The organism is Sinorhizobium alkalisoli (assembly GCF_008932245.1).
GTDB classification, from domain to species: Bacteria; Pseudomonadota; Alphaproteobacteria; order Rhizobiales; family Rhizobiaceae; genus Sinorhizobium; species Sinorhizobium alkalisoli.
Genome location: NZ_CP034909.1, coordinates 3633967 through 3648635 on the forward strand (window position 1 = coordinate 3633967; position 14669 = coordinate 3648635).

The 14669-nt window shown below is 62.7% G+C and carries 14 protein-coding genes; 13 read left to right on the top strand and 1 reads right to left on the bottom strand.

Annotation, left to right across the window (positions count from 1 at the left end; genetic code table 11):
- Window positions 1-226: 226 nt before the first annotated feature.
- The 5 genes from pmtA to EKH55_RS17345 all read left to right on the top strand — a co-directional run bounded on the left by pmtA (window position 227) and on the right by EKH55_RS17345 (window position 3738).
- Window positions 227-829 carry a phospholipid N-methyltransferase PmtA gene (gene pmtA / locus EKH55_RS17325; RefSeq protein WP_069459805.1) on the top strand — a complete coding sequence of 201 codons (603 nt, stop codon included), beginning with the start codon at window positions 227-229 and terminating at the stop codon, window positions 827-829.
- Between the two features lie 15 nt (window positions 830-844).
- A complete protein-coding gene (locus EKH55_RS17330; RefSeq protein ID WP_069459804.1) occupies window positions 845-1426 on the top strand; it encodes a histidine phosphatase family protein in 582 nt (193 codons plus the stop codon).
- A gap of 7 nt (window positions 1427-1433) precedes the next feature.
- On the top strand, window positions 1434-2138 hold the full coding sequence (pyrF, locus tag EKH55_RS17335; RefSeq protein ID WP_106407889.1) for an orotidine-5'-phosphate decarboxylase: 705 nt from the start codon (window positions 1434-1436) through the stop codon (window positions 2136-2138).
- 201 nt (window positions 2139-2339) lie between these two features.
- Complete coding sequence (locus EKH55_RS17340; protein ID WP_151611900.1) at window positions 2340-2627, top strand: DUF1330 domain-containing protein; 288 nt, start codon at window positions 2340-2342, stop codon at window positions 2625-2627.
- A gap of 130 nt (window positions 2628-2757) precedes the next feature.
- A complete protein-coding gene (locus tag EKH55_RS17345) occupies window positions 2758-3738 on the top strand; it encodes a complex I NDUFA9 subunit family protein (RefSeq protein ID WP_069459802.1) in 981 nt (326 codons plus the stop codon).
- A 523-nt stretch (window positions 3739-4261) separates the two neighbouring features.
- Here the strand turns inward: EKH55_RS17345 and EKH55_RS17355 are convergent.
- Window positions 4262-5068, bottom strand: coding sequence for an undecaprenyl-diphosphate phosphatase (locus EKH55_RS17355; RefSeq protein ID WP_069459801.1), 807 nt, complete (start codon window positions 5066-5068; stop codon window positions 4262-4264).
- A 169-nt stretch (window positions 5069-5237) separates the two neighbouring features.
- Here EKH55_RS17355 and EKH55_RS17360 point away from each other — a divergent pair, with 169 nt between their 5' ends.
- The 8 genes from EKH55_RS17360 to EKH55_RS17395 all read left to right on the top strand — a co-directional run bounded on the left by EKH55_RS17360 (window position 5238) and on the right by EKH55_RS17395 (window position 14628).
- Window positions 5238-5930: a glutathione S-transferase family protein gene (locus EKH55_RS17360; protein ID WP_069459800.1), complete on the top strand. Its 693-nt coding sequence runs from the start codon at window positions 5238-5240 to the stop codon at window positions 5928-5930.
- A 12-nt stretch (window positions 5931-5942) separates the two neighbouring features.
- Window positions 5943-7115, top strand: coding sequence for a tRNA epoxyqueuosine(34) reductase QueG (queG, locus tag EKH55_RS17365; protein ID WP_151611901.1), 1173 nt, complete (start codon window positions 5943-5945; stop codon window positions 7113-7115).
- Window positions 7103-7975 carry an SDR family oxidoreductase gene (locus tag EKH55_RS17370; protein WP_069459799.1) on the top strand — a complete coding sequence of 291 codons (873 nt, stop codon included), beginning with the start codon at window positions 7103-7105 and terminating at the stop codon, window positions 7973-7975. The genes queG and EKH55_RS17370 overlap by 13 nt, the downstream gene beginning before the upstream one ends.
- Window positions 7976-8442: 467 nt before the next feature.
- Window positions 8443-8817, top strand: coding sequence for a septal ring lytic transglycosylase RlpA family protein (locus EKH55_RS17375; RefSeq protein ID WP_083265381.1), 375 nt, complete (start codon window positions 8443-8445; stop codon window positions 8815-8817).
- A gap of 97 nt (window positions 8818-8914) precedes the next feature.
- Window positions 8915-10204 carry an RsmB/NOP family class I SAM-dependent RNA methyltransferase gene (locus EKH55_RS17380; RefSeq protein ID WP_069459797.1) on the top strand — a complete coding sequence of 430 codons (1290 nt, stop codon included), beginning with the start codon at window positions 8915-8917 and terminating at the stop codon, window positions 10202-10204.
- A 280-nt stretch (window positions 10205-10484) separates the two neighbouring features.
- Window positions 10485-11765, top strand: a complete 1281-nt coding sequence (locus tag EKH55_RS17385; protein WP_069459796.1) for an imelysin family protein — start codon at window positions 10485-10487, stop codon at window positions 11763-11765.
- Window positions 11766-11812: 47 nt separating this feature from the next.
- Entirely contained in the window at window positions 11813-13501 is a 1689-nt protein-coding gene (locus EKH55_RS17390; RefSeq protein WP_225191360.1) for a di-heme oxidoreductase family protein, read from the top strand.
- Window positions 13501-14628, top strand: coding sequence for an imelysin family protein (locus EKH55_RS17395; RefSeq protein ID WP_069459795.1), 1128 nt, complete (start codon window positions 13501-13503; stop codon window positions 14626-14628). The genes EKH55_RS17390 and EKH55_RS17395 overlap by 1 nt, the downstream gene beginning before the upstream one ends.
- Window positions 14629-14669: the final 41 nt, after the last annotated feature.

Sequence of the window (14669 nt, forward strand, 5' to 3'; positions counted from 1 at the left end):
GCATTACGGCGCTGCGCGTCATTTTAGACGCGTGAAGGTCGCAAGCAGCACTTCGAAGCGTCGCGTCTTTCCTCCCTAAATGGAAAGGATCTGGGGAAACATGCAGCAGGCGCAGACAGACTTGTTTTCGCCGCATATAGGAGCACATTATGAACGAACACGCACTCACGCTCGGCGAATCAGCCAGCAGGGGGAGAGCTGACATCGAGGAGGTCGAGGGAATTCTATGAGCTTGCGCTTGAAGGTTAAGGAACGGTTCGGCCGGAAGTTCGACGAGGAAATCCGCTTCTTCAAGGGCTGGATGAGCAATAGCCGCGCTGTCGGCGCGATCCTGCCCACGTCTTCGTTCACCGCGCGCCGCATGGCGAGCGTCGTCAACCCGCGTTCGGGCCTGCCGGTTCTCGAGCTCGGCCCGGGGACGGGTGTCATCACCAAGGCGATTCTGGAGCGCGGCGTGGCGCCTGAAAAACTGGTTTCGGTGGAATATTCCACCGACTTCTTCAATCAGTTGAGGGCGGAATTCCCCGATGTCAACTTCATCAACGGCGATGCCTTCGATCTCTCGCACACGCTGGGAGCCTTCACGGACCAGCAGTTCGACAGCGTCATCTCAGCCGTGCCGCTGCTGAATTTTCCGATGCACCGCCGTGTGACGCTGATCGAGGATCTGCTTTCACGCATTCCCGTGGGGCGGCCGGTGGTGCAGATCTCCTATGGACCGCTCTCGCCGGTCGTCGCCGTGCCGGATCGCTATCGCATCCAGCATTTCGACTTCGTCGTCCGAAATATTCCGCCGGCGCAACTCTGGGTCTATAGCCGCACCCATTGACCCGGCGCGCAGCCGATGTTCGGCGTCTATCTCACCCATCCGCAGGTCCGGATCGATCCTGAAGTTCCCGTGCCGCAATGGGGTCTTTCCGATCTCGGGCGGGAGCGCACGCGCATGACGGCCGGGCAGCCCTGGGTCCGGCTGCTCGGCCGCATCGTCTCCAGCACGGAAAGGAAGGCGCTCCAAACCGCGGCAATATTGGCGGACGCCGCGGGCATTCCCGTCGAAACCGATGAGGAGACGGGCGAAAACGATCGTTCCTCTACCGGCTTTCTTCCGCCGGACGAGTTCGAGAAGGCGGCGGACCGCTTCTTTGCCCATCCCGAAGAGAGCTTCAGGGGCTGGGAGCGGGCACTCGACGCCCAGACGCGCATTTCGAGGGCCGTCTTCTACATCCTCGAGCGGCACGACCCGACAGTGCCGATCGCCTTTGTCGGCCACGGCGGCGTCGGCACCCTCCTGAAATGCCGGATGACGGGCACTGCGATCGCGCGCAGCGCCGATCAGCTGCCGGGCGGCGGCAATCTCTTTGCTTTCCGCCTTGCGGATCGCGCCGTCACGTGCGACTGGACCGCGATGGAATTCTGGCAGGGGTAGTCTCGACATGAGCATGAATGCGCGTGACCGATTGATTGTCGGCCTTGACCTTCCGACCGTGGCGGAAGCGGAGAAGATCGTCGCGACCCTCGGCGAGGAGGTCGTCTTCTACAAGATCGGCTATCAACTCGTCTTTGCCGGCGGGCTAGAATTCGCGCGCGATCTCGCTGCCGCCGGCAAGAGGGTCTTCCTCGACATGAAGCTGCTCGACATCGACAATACGGTGGCGAAGGGCGTGGAGAACATCGTCAAAATGGGCATGTCGATGCTGACGCTCCATGCCTATCCGAAGGCGATGAAGGCGGCCGTGGAGGCGGCCAGGGGATCCGATCTCTGCCTTCTCGGCGTCACTGTGCTCACCTCGATGGACGAGCAGGATGTGATCGACGCCGGATATGAATACGACCCGCACACGCTGGTGCTGCGCCGCGCCGAGCAGGCCCGTTCCGCCGGCATGGGCGGCATCGTCTGTTCGGCGGAAGAGGCCGGCGCCGTCCGCCGGATCATCGGCCCTGACATGGCGCTCGTGACACCCGGTATCCGCCCCGCCGGTGCGGAGAAAGGCGACCAGAAGCGAGTGATGACACCGGGCGACGCCATCCGGGCCGGATCCAGTCATCTCGTGGTCGGACGGCCGATAGTCAAGGCGCCCGATCCGCTTGCCGCGAGCCGCGCAATCCTCGCCGAGATGGCGGTCGCGCTTCCCGGTTGAGCCGCACCGAAAAAACAACAGTTCAGCGAAGCCGGCGCTTGACGTTGTCCCCAATTTGCCGAAAGTAGCCACCTCCTGCATGTTCACTTTGCCGGGCCCAGGCAAAAAACATGCAGCAATTCAAGGTGCTGCAGCGGCCATCGCGCGCTTCAAAAGACGCGCGCGCCGTCATGCGCTTCGCAGAGCGACGAGGAGTTCGCAATGGCCAAGGGATACTGGATTGCTCGGGTCGATGTACGAGACCGCGACCGTTACAAGGACTACGTAGCAGCAGCGAAACCCGCCTTCGAGAAATACGGCGCGACCTTTCTCGCCCGCGGCGGTCAGTTCCATCGCCTCGAGGGTGCTGTGCGAAACCGCAACGTGGTGATCGAGTTTCCTTCGTTTCAGGCCGCCATCGACTGCTACAACTCGCCGGAATACCAGCTCGCCGCAGCCATCCGCCAGGAGGTCGCCGATGCGGAAATGGTGGTCGTGGAGGGCGTCTGAGGCACGCTACTCCGGCCTTGCTAGGGCGTGAAAATGGACGGGCAGGTGTGTGCGGATTGGCCTTCACCTCGCCCGCCGCTTGCGATATGTAGCAAGCAATCTTGCCCATGAAATCAGGAGTGCGTTTCCCATGACCTTGTCCAACCTTCCGCCGCTGGTGACGATTTTCGGCGGATCCGGATTTGTCGGCCGTCATGTGGTGCGCGCGCTCGCCCGCCGGGGCTACCGCATCCGCGTTGCGGTTCGTAGGCCCGATCTCGCCGGCCATCTCCAGCCGCTCGGCAATGTCGGTCAGATCGTCTGCGTCCAGGCCAATCTGCGCTACCGCAAATCGGTGGACCGTGCCGTCGAGGGCGCCGACCACGTGATCAATTGCGTCGGCGTCCTTTTTGAAAGCGGGCGCAACAGCTTCGACGCCGTGCAGGAATTCGGTGCCCGTGCGGTCGCCGAAGCGGCTCGTGCGGCCGGCGCGACGCTGACCCATATATCGGCGATCGGTGCCGATCCGAAATCCCAATCCGACTACGCCCGCACCAAGGGCCGCGCCGAACTGGCGGTCCTCGATACCGTGCCCGAGGCGATTATCCTCCGCCCGTCTATCATCTTCGGCCCGGAGGACGGTTTCTTCAACAAGTTCGCAGAGATGGCGCGCTTCTCGCCTGTCCTGCCGCTGATCGGCGGCGGTCGCACCAGGTTCCAGCCGGTCTATGTAGGCGACGTGGCCGAGGCTGTCGCCCGCGCCGTAGAAGGGAAGCTTTCGGGCGGCACGATCTACGAGCTCGGCGGGCCGCAAGTGCTGTCCTTCCGCGACTGTCTCGAATTGATGCTGAAGACGATCGACCGAAAGCGCTCCTTCCTGTCTCTCCCCTTCGGCGTCGCCTCGCTTCTTGGACGCATCGCCTCGCTGGTGCCCTTCATCGCGCCGCCGATCACCGCCGACCAGGTGGTGTTGCTGAAATCCGACAATGTGGTCTCCGACAAGGCGGAGGTTGAAGGACGGACGCTCGACGGCATCGGCATCGCACCCACGATGCTCGAAGCGATCCTGCCCACCTATCTGGTTCGCTATCGTCCGCAGGGACAGTATACGCGCGGCGGCCGTGCCGCCTGATCGAACCGCAGCAACAGGTGAACGCATCGAAGCCGCCGAAGATGTGTCGGCGGCTTTTCTGTTGCCGGACAGCAACACCGTTGCAGTTCTGCCGCAGTCGCAAGCGCGTATGTCATTTACCCTGGATTCAGCACGTCCTGATATTGATCATGACACGGCCGGCGAATAAACAGCGCTCGCATCACGCGGCCCGGCAAACACAGCCGGCGCCAACATCACACTCGAAAGGCATACCGTCCCATGGGCAAGTCGATCGCAATCTTTTTTGCGTCTGCGGCAATGATCATTCTGGCTGGCTCGTTCATGGCACCGAGTACCGTTGCAAGCAGCAGGCAGGGCTGCACGCCCGCTTACGGCGTAGACCCGTGCACGACGGCGTCGGTTGCCTCTTCCGGCAATTGAGCCGACGTTGTCCCGACCCGCTACAGCAGGGGCGACTGAGGACAGAGACATTTCTTTTTTGGCGGGGGCCAGGGGCCGCATGCGTTTCGAAAGGGACGCATGCGGCTTTATTTTTGCGCGATCATCCAAACACCCACAGGCCGATCAGCCCGGCAATACCGACGAGAATGCGCCAGATGGCGAACGGCGTGAAGCCGCGATGCGAGACGAAATCGAGCAGCGAGCGCACGACGAATATCCCGGCAACGAACGCTGCAACGAAGCCGACAGCAATCAGGCCGATATCGTCGAAGGAAAGCGCGTCGCGGTTCGTGTAGAGATCGAGGGTGAAGGCGCCGAGCATTGTCGGCATGGCGAGAAAGAAGGAAAATTCCGCCGCCGAGCGCTTGTCCGTTCCCATCAACAGGGCGCCGGCGATCGTCGCACCGGAGCGCGAGGTTCCCGGGATCATAGCCAGGCACTGGAAAAGGCCGATCTTGAAGGCGAGTGACGGCGGATAGAGGAAGATGTCGGTGTAGCGCGGCCTCAGCGGAAGATGATCGATGACGTAGAGAATGATGCCGCCGATGATCAGCACGACGCAAATCAGCATCGGCGTCTCGAACAGGACCGATTTGATGAAGCCATGCGCTGCCGCACCGATGACGGCCGCCGGCAGGAAGGCCAGCAGAACCGAGAGAACGAAACGGCGCGCTTGCGCACTTGCTGGCAGTGCACGCACGATCGACAGGAGTTTCTGGAAATAGACGAGCAGGATCGCGAGAATCGCGCCGAGCTGAATGAGAACAGCAAATGTATTCCCGGGCGACTTGAAACCGAGAAAATGGCCGGCAAGCAGGACATGCGCGGTGGACGAGACGGGAATGAACTCCGTGAGCCCCTCGATGAGCCCGAGAACAAGCGCGCTGATGATGGATTGATCCGCCATGTATGAGATATTCCTGATGTAGTGGGATTTGGGAAGAGAATTGCGATTCTCTTGTGTTTGCCACCTGAACTACCTATAGCTCCTTACAACGAGCCGTGGCCAGATGCATATGCCGCGATGCTGACATTCCCAAGACAGCTCACTCAAGACAGCTCAAAATCTTTGAACGATGCCGACACTTTATCATCACCCCATGTCTTCCGCCTCGCGGTTCGTACGCCTTATTCTCTCTGAATATGGCTATCAGACGGAACTTTGCGAAGAGCAGCCCTGGGAGAACCGTCGGGACTTCCTTGTGCTCAACCCGGCCGGCACGCTGCCGGTCTATGTCGACAACAGCATGCGCGCGCTGTGTGGCGCGACGATCATTTCGGAATATCTGGACGAAACCAGCGGGATCATGAAGCGGGACCGCCGGTTGCTGGCTGAGGATCCGTTCCAGAGGGCGGAAATCCGGCGTCTCACGGAGTGGTTCCTGCAGAAGATGGAAGCGGACGTGACGCGACCGCTCGTGCGCGAGCGCATTTTCAAGCTGCAGATGAGGCCGGACCAGGGCGGCGGCGCACCGGATTCGAAGATCCTCCGAACCTCGCGCAACAACATCCGCCAGCACATGAAGTATCTTTCCTGGCTTGCCGGGTCGCGCCCCTGGCTGGGCGGCGACCGCATCTCCTACGCCGATCTTGCGGCGGCTGCCGCCACTTCGGTGCTCGACTATCTCGGCGAAATCGACTGGTCCGATTCGCCGTCCGCCAAGGAATGGTACCAGAGGCTCAAATCGCGGCCTTCCTTCCGGCCGCTGCTTGGCGAAAGGGTGCGCGGCGTCACCCCCGTCTCGCATTATGCGGATCTCGATTTTTAAGGGCTTATGACCATGCCTGGCAACGCTCAAAGGGCGGAAAACCAGGACAGGAAGCGACGGACGCTCACCGCCTTCCTGAAGGAGGAAGCTGCGGCCAAGGGTTTCGACATCTGCCGCATCACGCGGCCGGATGCCATACCGCGTGCGCCGGAGCGACTGAAGGCCTTCCTTTCCGCCGGCCGTCACGGGACCATGGAATGGCTGGCAGAGACGGCGGAACGGCGCTCCGATCCGCGTGTACTCTGGGGCGAGGTCCGGTCGATCGCCCTTCTTGGCATGAACTATGGGCCCAACGCCGATCCGCGCGACATTCTTGGAAAGCGCGACCGCGGCGCCATCTCCGTCTATGCACAGAACCGCGACTACCACGACGTCGTGAAGGGGCGGCTCAAGGAGATCGCGACGCGCTTTGCCGCCCGCTGCAGCGAGGACGTGAAGGTTTTCGTCGACACGGCCCCGGTCATGGAAAAACCTCTGGCGGAAAAGGCCGGCCTCGGCTGGCAGGGCAAGCACACCAATCTCGTTAGCCGCGACTTCGGCTCCTGGCTCTTCCTCGGCAGCCTGTTCACGACCGCCGATCTCGAGATCGACGCGCCCGAACACGACCATTGCGGTTCCTGCCGCGCCTGCCTCGACGCCTGCCCGACCGGTGCCTTTCCGGCCCCCTACCAGATCGATGCGCGACGCTGCATCTCCTACTTGACGATCGAGTACAAGGGTCGGATCGAACCGGAGCTGCGTCCGCTGATCGGCAACCGCATCTATGGCTGCGACGATTGTCTTGCCGCCTGTCCATGGAACAAGTTCGCCCGCGAGGCCTGCGAGATGAAGCTCAAGGCACGCGAAGATCTCAAGCAGCCGGAGCTCGCCTTCCTGCTGACTCTAGACGATGCCGCCTTTCGCGCCTTCTTTTCAGGCTCTCCGGTCAAACGCATCGGGCGCGACCGCTTCGTCAGGAATGTCTTGATCGCCGCCGGCAATTCCGGCGAAGAAGACCTGGTTTCCGCCTGCAAGGGCCTGGCAAGCGACGCCTCGCCGACAGTCCGGGCCATGGCGGTCTGGGCGCTTTCCCGGCTGATGCCGAAAGGAGAATTCATCGCTTTCGCGGGCAAATGTCCGCCGGAGACGGACGAAGAGGTTGTTTCGGAATGGAAAATGGCAGGAGTGAGCCGATGCATGTCCTGATCCTTGGTGCCGGCTATTCCGGCACGGCGATCGCCAAAGCCATTGCACCCGAAGCGCAATCGGTGACCGGGACGACCCGCTCGCCAGACAAGCTGCAGCCTCTGCGGGCCGACGGCATCGATCCGCTCCTCTTCGACGGAAACGCAATCTCCGCCGCGCTGGCGCAAGCGATGAAAAGGGCGACGCACCTCGTCCAGTCCATCGCGCCGGGGCAGGACGGCGACCCGATGTTCCGCGCCAAAACACCACCGCTTGCCGGGCTCCTGCCGAATCTTCGCTGGGCCGGTTATCTCTCCACTGTCGGGGTCTATGGCGATCATGGCGGCGCCTGGGTTGCGGAAGACACGGTGATCAGGCCGGTCTCGCTACGCTCGATGGAGCGCGTCGAGGCGGAGAACGCCTGGCTCGACTTCGGTGCCCGGCAGGAAATCCCTGTCGCCGTGCTCAGGCTTGCCGGCATCTACGGTCCGGGCCGCAACGCTTTCCGCAACCTTGCCGCAGGGACCGCCCACCGGATCATAAAGCCGAACCAGGTCTTCAATCGCATCCGCGTCGAGGATATCGGCGCGGCGACAGTCTTCCTTGCCGCGCACGGCCTTGGCGGGATCTACAACATCGCCGACGACGAACCGGCGCCGCCACAGGATGTCGTATTGGAGGCCGCCCGGCTGATGGGCGTCGACCCGCCGCCGGAAATTCCCTTCGAAACCGCCGATCTCTCCCCGATGGCGCGCTCCTTCTACGGCGAAAACAAGCGTGTTTCCAATGCAAGGCTGCGAGAGGCCGGCTTCGAGCCCGCTTTCCCCAACTATCGCGTTTCACTTGCACAGTTGTGGGCATCCGGGACCTGGCGGGGATAGTCGTTTCCCGCCGGCGCATCCCTGCGACAGTATATCCCACCTGACATAGGCGCGGCCTATCAGTTCATCCGAAAGTATAGGATTCCACCCTCGCAACTTGACTGACCTACACTGCCAACTTTCCGCCTATACTTGGGCAGCGACCACAACCATAGCGGTAGCTGGTCAAATACAACCTTCGCCGCCTGCAGCATCTCCTCGGAATCGAAATTTTAAATTAAACGTTTTCATCGAAACAGCGGCTGACGCCGACTCAAGGCCGTCAAAGACGTTTAGGCGTTGATTTCCAAGACCTTCTCCAATTCAACTAAAACAATTCAAACGATCTTCGATTTTTAATTTTTGCCGCTTCGCAATAATTCCTAATGGAAAGTTAAAGGTTGAAGCACGGTTTTGCCATTTTTTGCCCCAATTAGCTCGAACTGCAAGGGAAACAAATTCAGCATTCAAACCGAAGGGGGCGTCGCTTGAAGCCGGCGAACATCAGAACTGCTGCCGCTGCAGCGTTATTCACCGTCGGGATGGGATTGATCCCGACATCCGAAACTCAGGCGGCGGGAGCGGGCTGCGGCGGCGCATCGTGGTACGCCCTCACCTCGAAAACGGCCTCCGGCGAGAGAATGAACCCCTCACGTCTGACGGCCGCCCATCGCAGCCTCAAGTTCGGCACAAAGGTCCAGGTCACCAACAAACGCAACGGCAAGTCGGTGGTCGTCCGGATCAACGACCGCGGTCCCTTCATTCGTGGCCGCGTGATCGACCTCTCCAAGGCGGCGGCATCGCAGATCGGCATGGTCCGCTCCGGTACGGCCAGCGTCTGTTATCAGGTCATCAACTCCTAACGGCCTGACTGCCGGCGTGCCCACGTGTATTCTGCGGCTTCCGTCTTGCTCTTCGATGCCTTCGCCGCTACCACGGCGAAAAAGGAGTTGATCGAAGATGCGATTGGGCGGGCGGCTCTCGGGAGCCATTGAAGTTCTTGACGACATAGAGAGGCGCAAGCGCCCCGTCGCCGACGCGCTCAAGGATTGGGGCCTCTCTCATCGCTTTGCCGGCTCCGGCGACCGCGCAGCCGTCGGCAACATCGTTTATGATGCCCTGCGCATGAAACTCTCACATGCCCATCTTATGGACAGCGACAGCGCCGTCGCACTTGCCCATGCGGTCATGTACCGCCAATGGGGCTTTAACCCGGAGAGCCTCGCGGCAGCACTTGCCGACGACAAGTTCGCGCCGGAAGCGCCGTCTTCGGAAATGATGAAGGCCTTCGCAGAGCGCCGAATCGAAAACGCGCCGCTCAATGTGCAGGGCGACATTCCGGAATGGACGCAAGCCTCGTTCGAAGAGAACTTCTCCGACGACTGGCTCGAGGAAGCCAGGGCGCTCGCGGGCCGGCCGACCCTCGACCTGCGCGTCAACACGCTCAAGGCGACGCGCGCCAAAGTGCTGAAGGCGCTGGAGCGCAGCGGCGCCGATTCGGCGGCGATCGCCCGCCATGGTATTCGCATCACCGCCGGCGAGGGCGCATCGCGCCTGCCGAACGTGACGGCCGAGATCGCCTTTCAAAAGGGTTGGTTCGAGGTGCAGGACGAAGGATCGCAGATCGTCGCCGACCTCGCCTTTCCGCAGGAGGGCGAGCAGGTGCTCGACTATTGTGCCGGCGGCGGCGGCAAGACGCTCGCCATGGCGGCGGCGATGAACAACAAGGGCCAGGTCCACGCCTATGATACCGACCGCAAGAGGCTGGCGCCGATCATCGAGCGGCTGAAGCGGGCAGGGACCCGCAATGTGCAGGTCCATGAAACCGCCGACTCCCTGGCATCGCTTGCCGGGCGTTGCGATCGCGTGCTCGTCGATGCCCCCTGCACCGGCACCGGCACTTGGCGCCGCAGGCCGGACACCAAATGGCGGCTGACACAGAAGAATCTCGAGGAGAGGCTTGCGCAGCAGGAGGAGGCGCTTGCCAGCGCTGCACAGTTTGTCCGCCCCGGCGGATGCCTGATCTACGTCACCTGCTCCGTCCTGCCGGAGGAAAACGAATCGCAGGTCTACGGCTTCTGCGAGGACAATCCGGAATTCGAGATCCTCTCGGCCGCCGATACCTGGGCGACGCTCTTCGGTACCGACAAGCCGCAGCCCTGGTCCGCCGACATGAAGACGGTGACACTGACGCCGGCGTCGACCGGCACCGACGGCTTCTTCTTCTGCCTGATGGGTAGAAAGGCCTGAGGGAACCCTATTGCATGTCTCCTTTAATCGACCTCGATTTAAGGACAAAGACATGCAGCAATTCAAAGTGCTACAGCGACCTTTGCGCGTCCAACGCGTCCAACAAGACGCGTGGCGCTGTAGAGTCGCAAGTTCCGCGCGACCACATGCCAAGGTCGCAAATTGAAAGGCTTCTAAACTATACGCTTTGACACAAGTTTGCTTTTGGTCCATGACACCCGGGCTTTTGCCGGGGCTCAAGCCGTCTTGCGGCCGTCCCGCGACAAGTGAAGGAGAGGTCATGACCAAGAAATTCATCCGTTGCGCCGCGCTGGCGCTCCTGGCGGCCGCGTCCGGCCTGGCGCTGCAGCCGGCCCTGGCAGCGACCGACGCCGCAGCCGTCGTCAAGCATTATGCGACGATCGCCCATGCCAAGTACGAGGACGCGCTGACGACGGCCGAAACGCTCGAGAAGGCGGTCGACGCGCTGATTGCACATCCGAGCGAGGAAACGCTGAAGGCAGCGCGCGAGGCATGGCTGAAGGCGCGCAATCCCTATCAGGAGACCGAGGTCTACCGGTTCGGCAATCCGATCGTCGATGAGTGGGAGGGCAAGGTAAACGCCTGGCCGCTCGACGAGGGCCTGATCGATTATGTCGACCCGAGCTACGGCACGGAGAGCGATGAGAATGCGCTCTTCGTCGCCAATGTTATCGCCAGCAAGACGATTAAGATCGATGGCAAGGATGTCGATGCAACCAGAATCACGCCGGAATTTCTTGCCGGCACGCTGCAGGAGGCCGGCGGCATCGAGGCGAATGTCGCAACCGGCTATCACGCGATCGAATTCCTGCTGTGGGGCCAGGATCTGAACGGCACCGGCCCGGGCGCCGGCAACAGGCCCTATACCGATTTCGACACCAAGGCCTGCACCAACGGCAATTGCGACCGCCGCGCCGCCTATCTCAAGGCCGCAACCAGCCTGCTCGTCTCCGATCTCAAGGAGATGGTCGCCAACTGGACGCCGGAGGGCGAGGCCGCCAAGGCGGTCGAAGCCGATCCCAAGGCGGGCATCGCCGCGATCCTCACCGGCATGGGCTCGTTGTCCTATGGCGAGCTCGCCGGCGAACGCATGAAGCTCGGCCTGCTGCTCCACGATGCGGAAGAGGAACATGATTGCTTTTCCGACAACACCCATAACTCGCATCTGCACGACGCGATCGGCATCCAGTCCGCCTATACCGGTGAATATACCCGGATCGACGGCACGAAAATCGCCGGTCCCTCCCTCTCCGAACTCGTCGCCGCCAAGGACTCCGATCTCGACAAGGAGATGAAGGACGATCTCGCGACCACGGTCGAGAAGATGCAGGCGATGGCCGAGCGTGCCGAAACCATCGAGGCCTACGACCAGATGATCGGCGAAGGCAACACGGAAGGCAATGCGACCGTCCAGGCGGCCATCGACGGCCTGGTCGCCCAGGCCAAGACCGTCGCGCGCGCAATTACGGCACTCGACCTGGGGCAGATCGAGCTTGAAGGTTCGGACAGCCTGGATAATCCTAACGCCGTCTTCCAATAGGCGAAAGCCGGGCCGCTTCCGGTAGGCGGCGGCCCGATCCTTGTCCGATGAACGCACGCACCACCCGCTTCCTGGCGCTTCCGATTGCACTCCTCAGCCTCGCTGCATCGGCGGCGGGCGACGCTTCGCCCCACTCGGTCGGTACCCCCCTCTGCCCTGCCCGGTCCACCCTCCGCAGCTGCAGCGCAGCTGCTGCGGAGGACGGGCAGGGCAGAGGGGGGTGCCCCCCTAGGCAGATCGCAGATGCTGCGTCGCGCGAATCACCGAGACGCTCCAATCAAATTCCGTCGCGCTCCGAACGCGACGAGCTTTCAAACGACGATCTCGACCGCGTACTCAAGGTGACGCGGCCGACGACGGACTTCTCCAAAGCCGAACAATTCGAGGCCATGTCCGGGGGCGCGACGACGACGATCGCGTCGATCGATGAGAAGGTTTTCTCGCAGCTGCTCGCCAACCTGCCCTTTGAGGCCGAACAGAATTTCAAGCTCGGCAAGGCGCTGTTTGAAAAGCTCTGGGTCTCTTCCCCCTCCTCGACGCAGGCCTCCGACGGGCTCGGGCCGCTCTACAATGCGCGGGCCTGCGCGAGCTGCCATCCGCGGGACGGACGCGGCCGTCCGCCCGAGGGAGCGGTTGCGGACGCGACGTCGATGTTCTACCGCCTCGCCCGCCCGCCGCGCGACGCGGCCGAGCGGCAGATGATCGCCGCCCATGAGGTGCTCAACTTTCCGGATCCGGTCTATGGCGCGCAGATGCAGGACAGCGCCGTGCCGGGGCTCGCAGCCGAAGGCCGGATCGTCATAACCTATGAGGAAGTGCCAGTGACGCTTTCCGGCGGCGAGCCTGTTACGCTCCGAAAGCCGCATTATGCGGTGGCCGATCTCGGCTATGGCGCCATGGATCCGGAGACGACGCTGTCGCCCCGAGTGGCCCCGGCGATGATCGGCCTCGGCCTGGTCGAAGCGATCCACGAGGCGGATATCCTCGCCAATGCCGATCCGGACGACAGAAACGGCGACGGCATCAGCGGCCGGGCGGCACTCGTCCGTGACCGGCAGAGCGGCGCCGTCACGCTTGGCCGTTTCGGGTGGAAGGCTCAGAGCCCCACCGTTCTTCAGCAGGCGGCCGATGCCTTCGCTATCGATATCGGCATTTCCACCCCCGGTCTTGATCTGAGCCACGGCGACTGCACCGCGGCGCAGGCCGCCTGCCTTCGGCTCCCGACCGGCGTACAGCCGCGGCTCGGACCAGTGGAAGCCCCCGATCCTGTCCTCGGGCTCGTCACCTTCTATTCCGTCAGCCTCGCCGTGCCCGCCCGGCGCAAGGCGAGCTTTCCCGAGACGCTGAAGGGAAAGCGGCTTTTCTACGAGGCGGGCTGCCCTGCCTGTCACACGCCGAAATATGTGACCCGCCGCGACGCCGCGCACACGGAGGTGGCCTTCCAGTTGATCTGGCCCTATTCCGATTTCCTGTTGCACGACATGGGCGAGGGCCTGGCGGACGGCCAGCCGGTCGGGATCGCCAACGGACGCGAGTGGCGCACGCCGCCGCTCTGGGGGATCGGACTGACGAGGACCGTCAGCGGCCATACCTTCCTCCTTCACGACGGGCGTGCGCGAAATTTCGCCGAGGCCGTCCTCTGGCACGGCGGCGAAGCGGAAATGGCCCGCAACGCTTTCGCGGCCATGAGCGGGGACGACCGCAAGGCCCTCTTGACCTTCCTGGAGTCGCTCTGATGCGCCTGACCCTGTTCCTGCCCCTTGTACTTCTAAACCTTGCTATTGCCGGCGCCCCCGCGGCGGCACAGGAGGGCGAGGCCCCATTGCCACGCGTCCTCGACGAGGCAGCGCTTCCGGGGGTGATGGCAAGGGCGGTGGACGACTTCATCCTTCCCGGCTACCGCGATCTCTCGCAGTCGACGGCGGCCCTTGCGCAAGCAGGCGGAGCGCTTTGCGAGGCCCCTTCCGTCGCCATACTCGATGCGGCTCGGTCGGCCTTCACGGATGTCGTGGGAAAATGGTCCGCGGTCGAAATCATCCGTCTCGGGCCGGCGCTCGAACAGAATCGCTTCGAACGCTTTCTCTTCTATCCGGACCGGAAAAGCACCGGCCTGAAGCAAGTCCAGGCCATCCTCGCCAAAGGCGACGAGAGCGCGACCGACATCGAAAGCCTCAGAATAAAGAGCGTTGCGGTCCAGGGCCTCGGTGCGCTTGAATATGTGCTCTACGGCACGGGCTCGGAGGCGCTTTCGGGCGGCGAGGGCGGCTTTCGCTGCCGTTACGGCCGCGCCATTGCAACGAACCTCGAAACCATTGCCCGCGAACTGCTTGCCGCCTGGGAAAGCCCCGATGGAATCCAGGCCGCATGGAAAAGGCCGGGACCGGACAATCCGCTCTTCCGCGACGACCGCGAGGCCGCAACCGAATTGCTCGGTATCCTCGTCCACAGCGTCGAGATGGTGAAGGACCAGAGGCTACGTCCCTTCTACGCCGGAACGGTCGACGGCAGGCCGGGCAGGAACAATCCGAAACTCGCCATCTATTGGCGTTCCGGCAACACAATGGCGTCCCTGTCGGCAAATTTCCGCGGACTGCAGGCGCTCTTCAACCTGGCCGGGATGGAAAACCTGCTCCCCGCCGACAGCCGCTCGATCGCCGGCTCGGTGGATTTTCTCCTGAAGACGCTGGCGCGTGCTGCCGACCGGGTGGACGGGCCGATCGATGCTGCGCTTGCCGACGGCAGGCGGCGTGCGACGCTCGATTTCATCGCGCTCAACACCGCCGACCTGCTCGACAGGCTCAACCGCGATTTTGGCGGCGCCATCGGTCTTGGCGCAGGGTTTTCCTTCGCCGACGGCGATTGACAAGCGGCTCTTTTGGGCGCAAATCGCATCCGTGTCCGCAC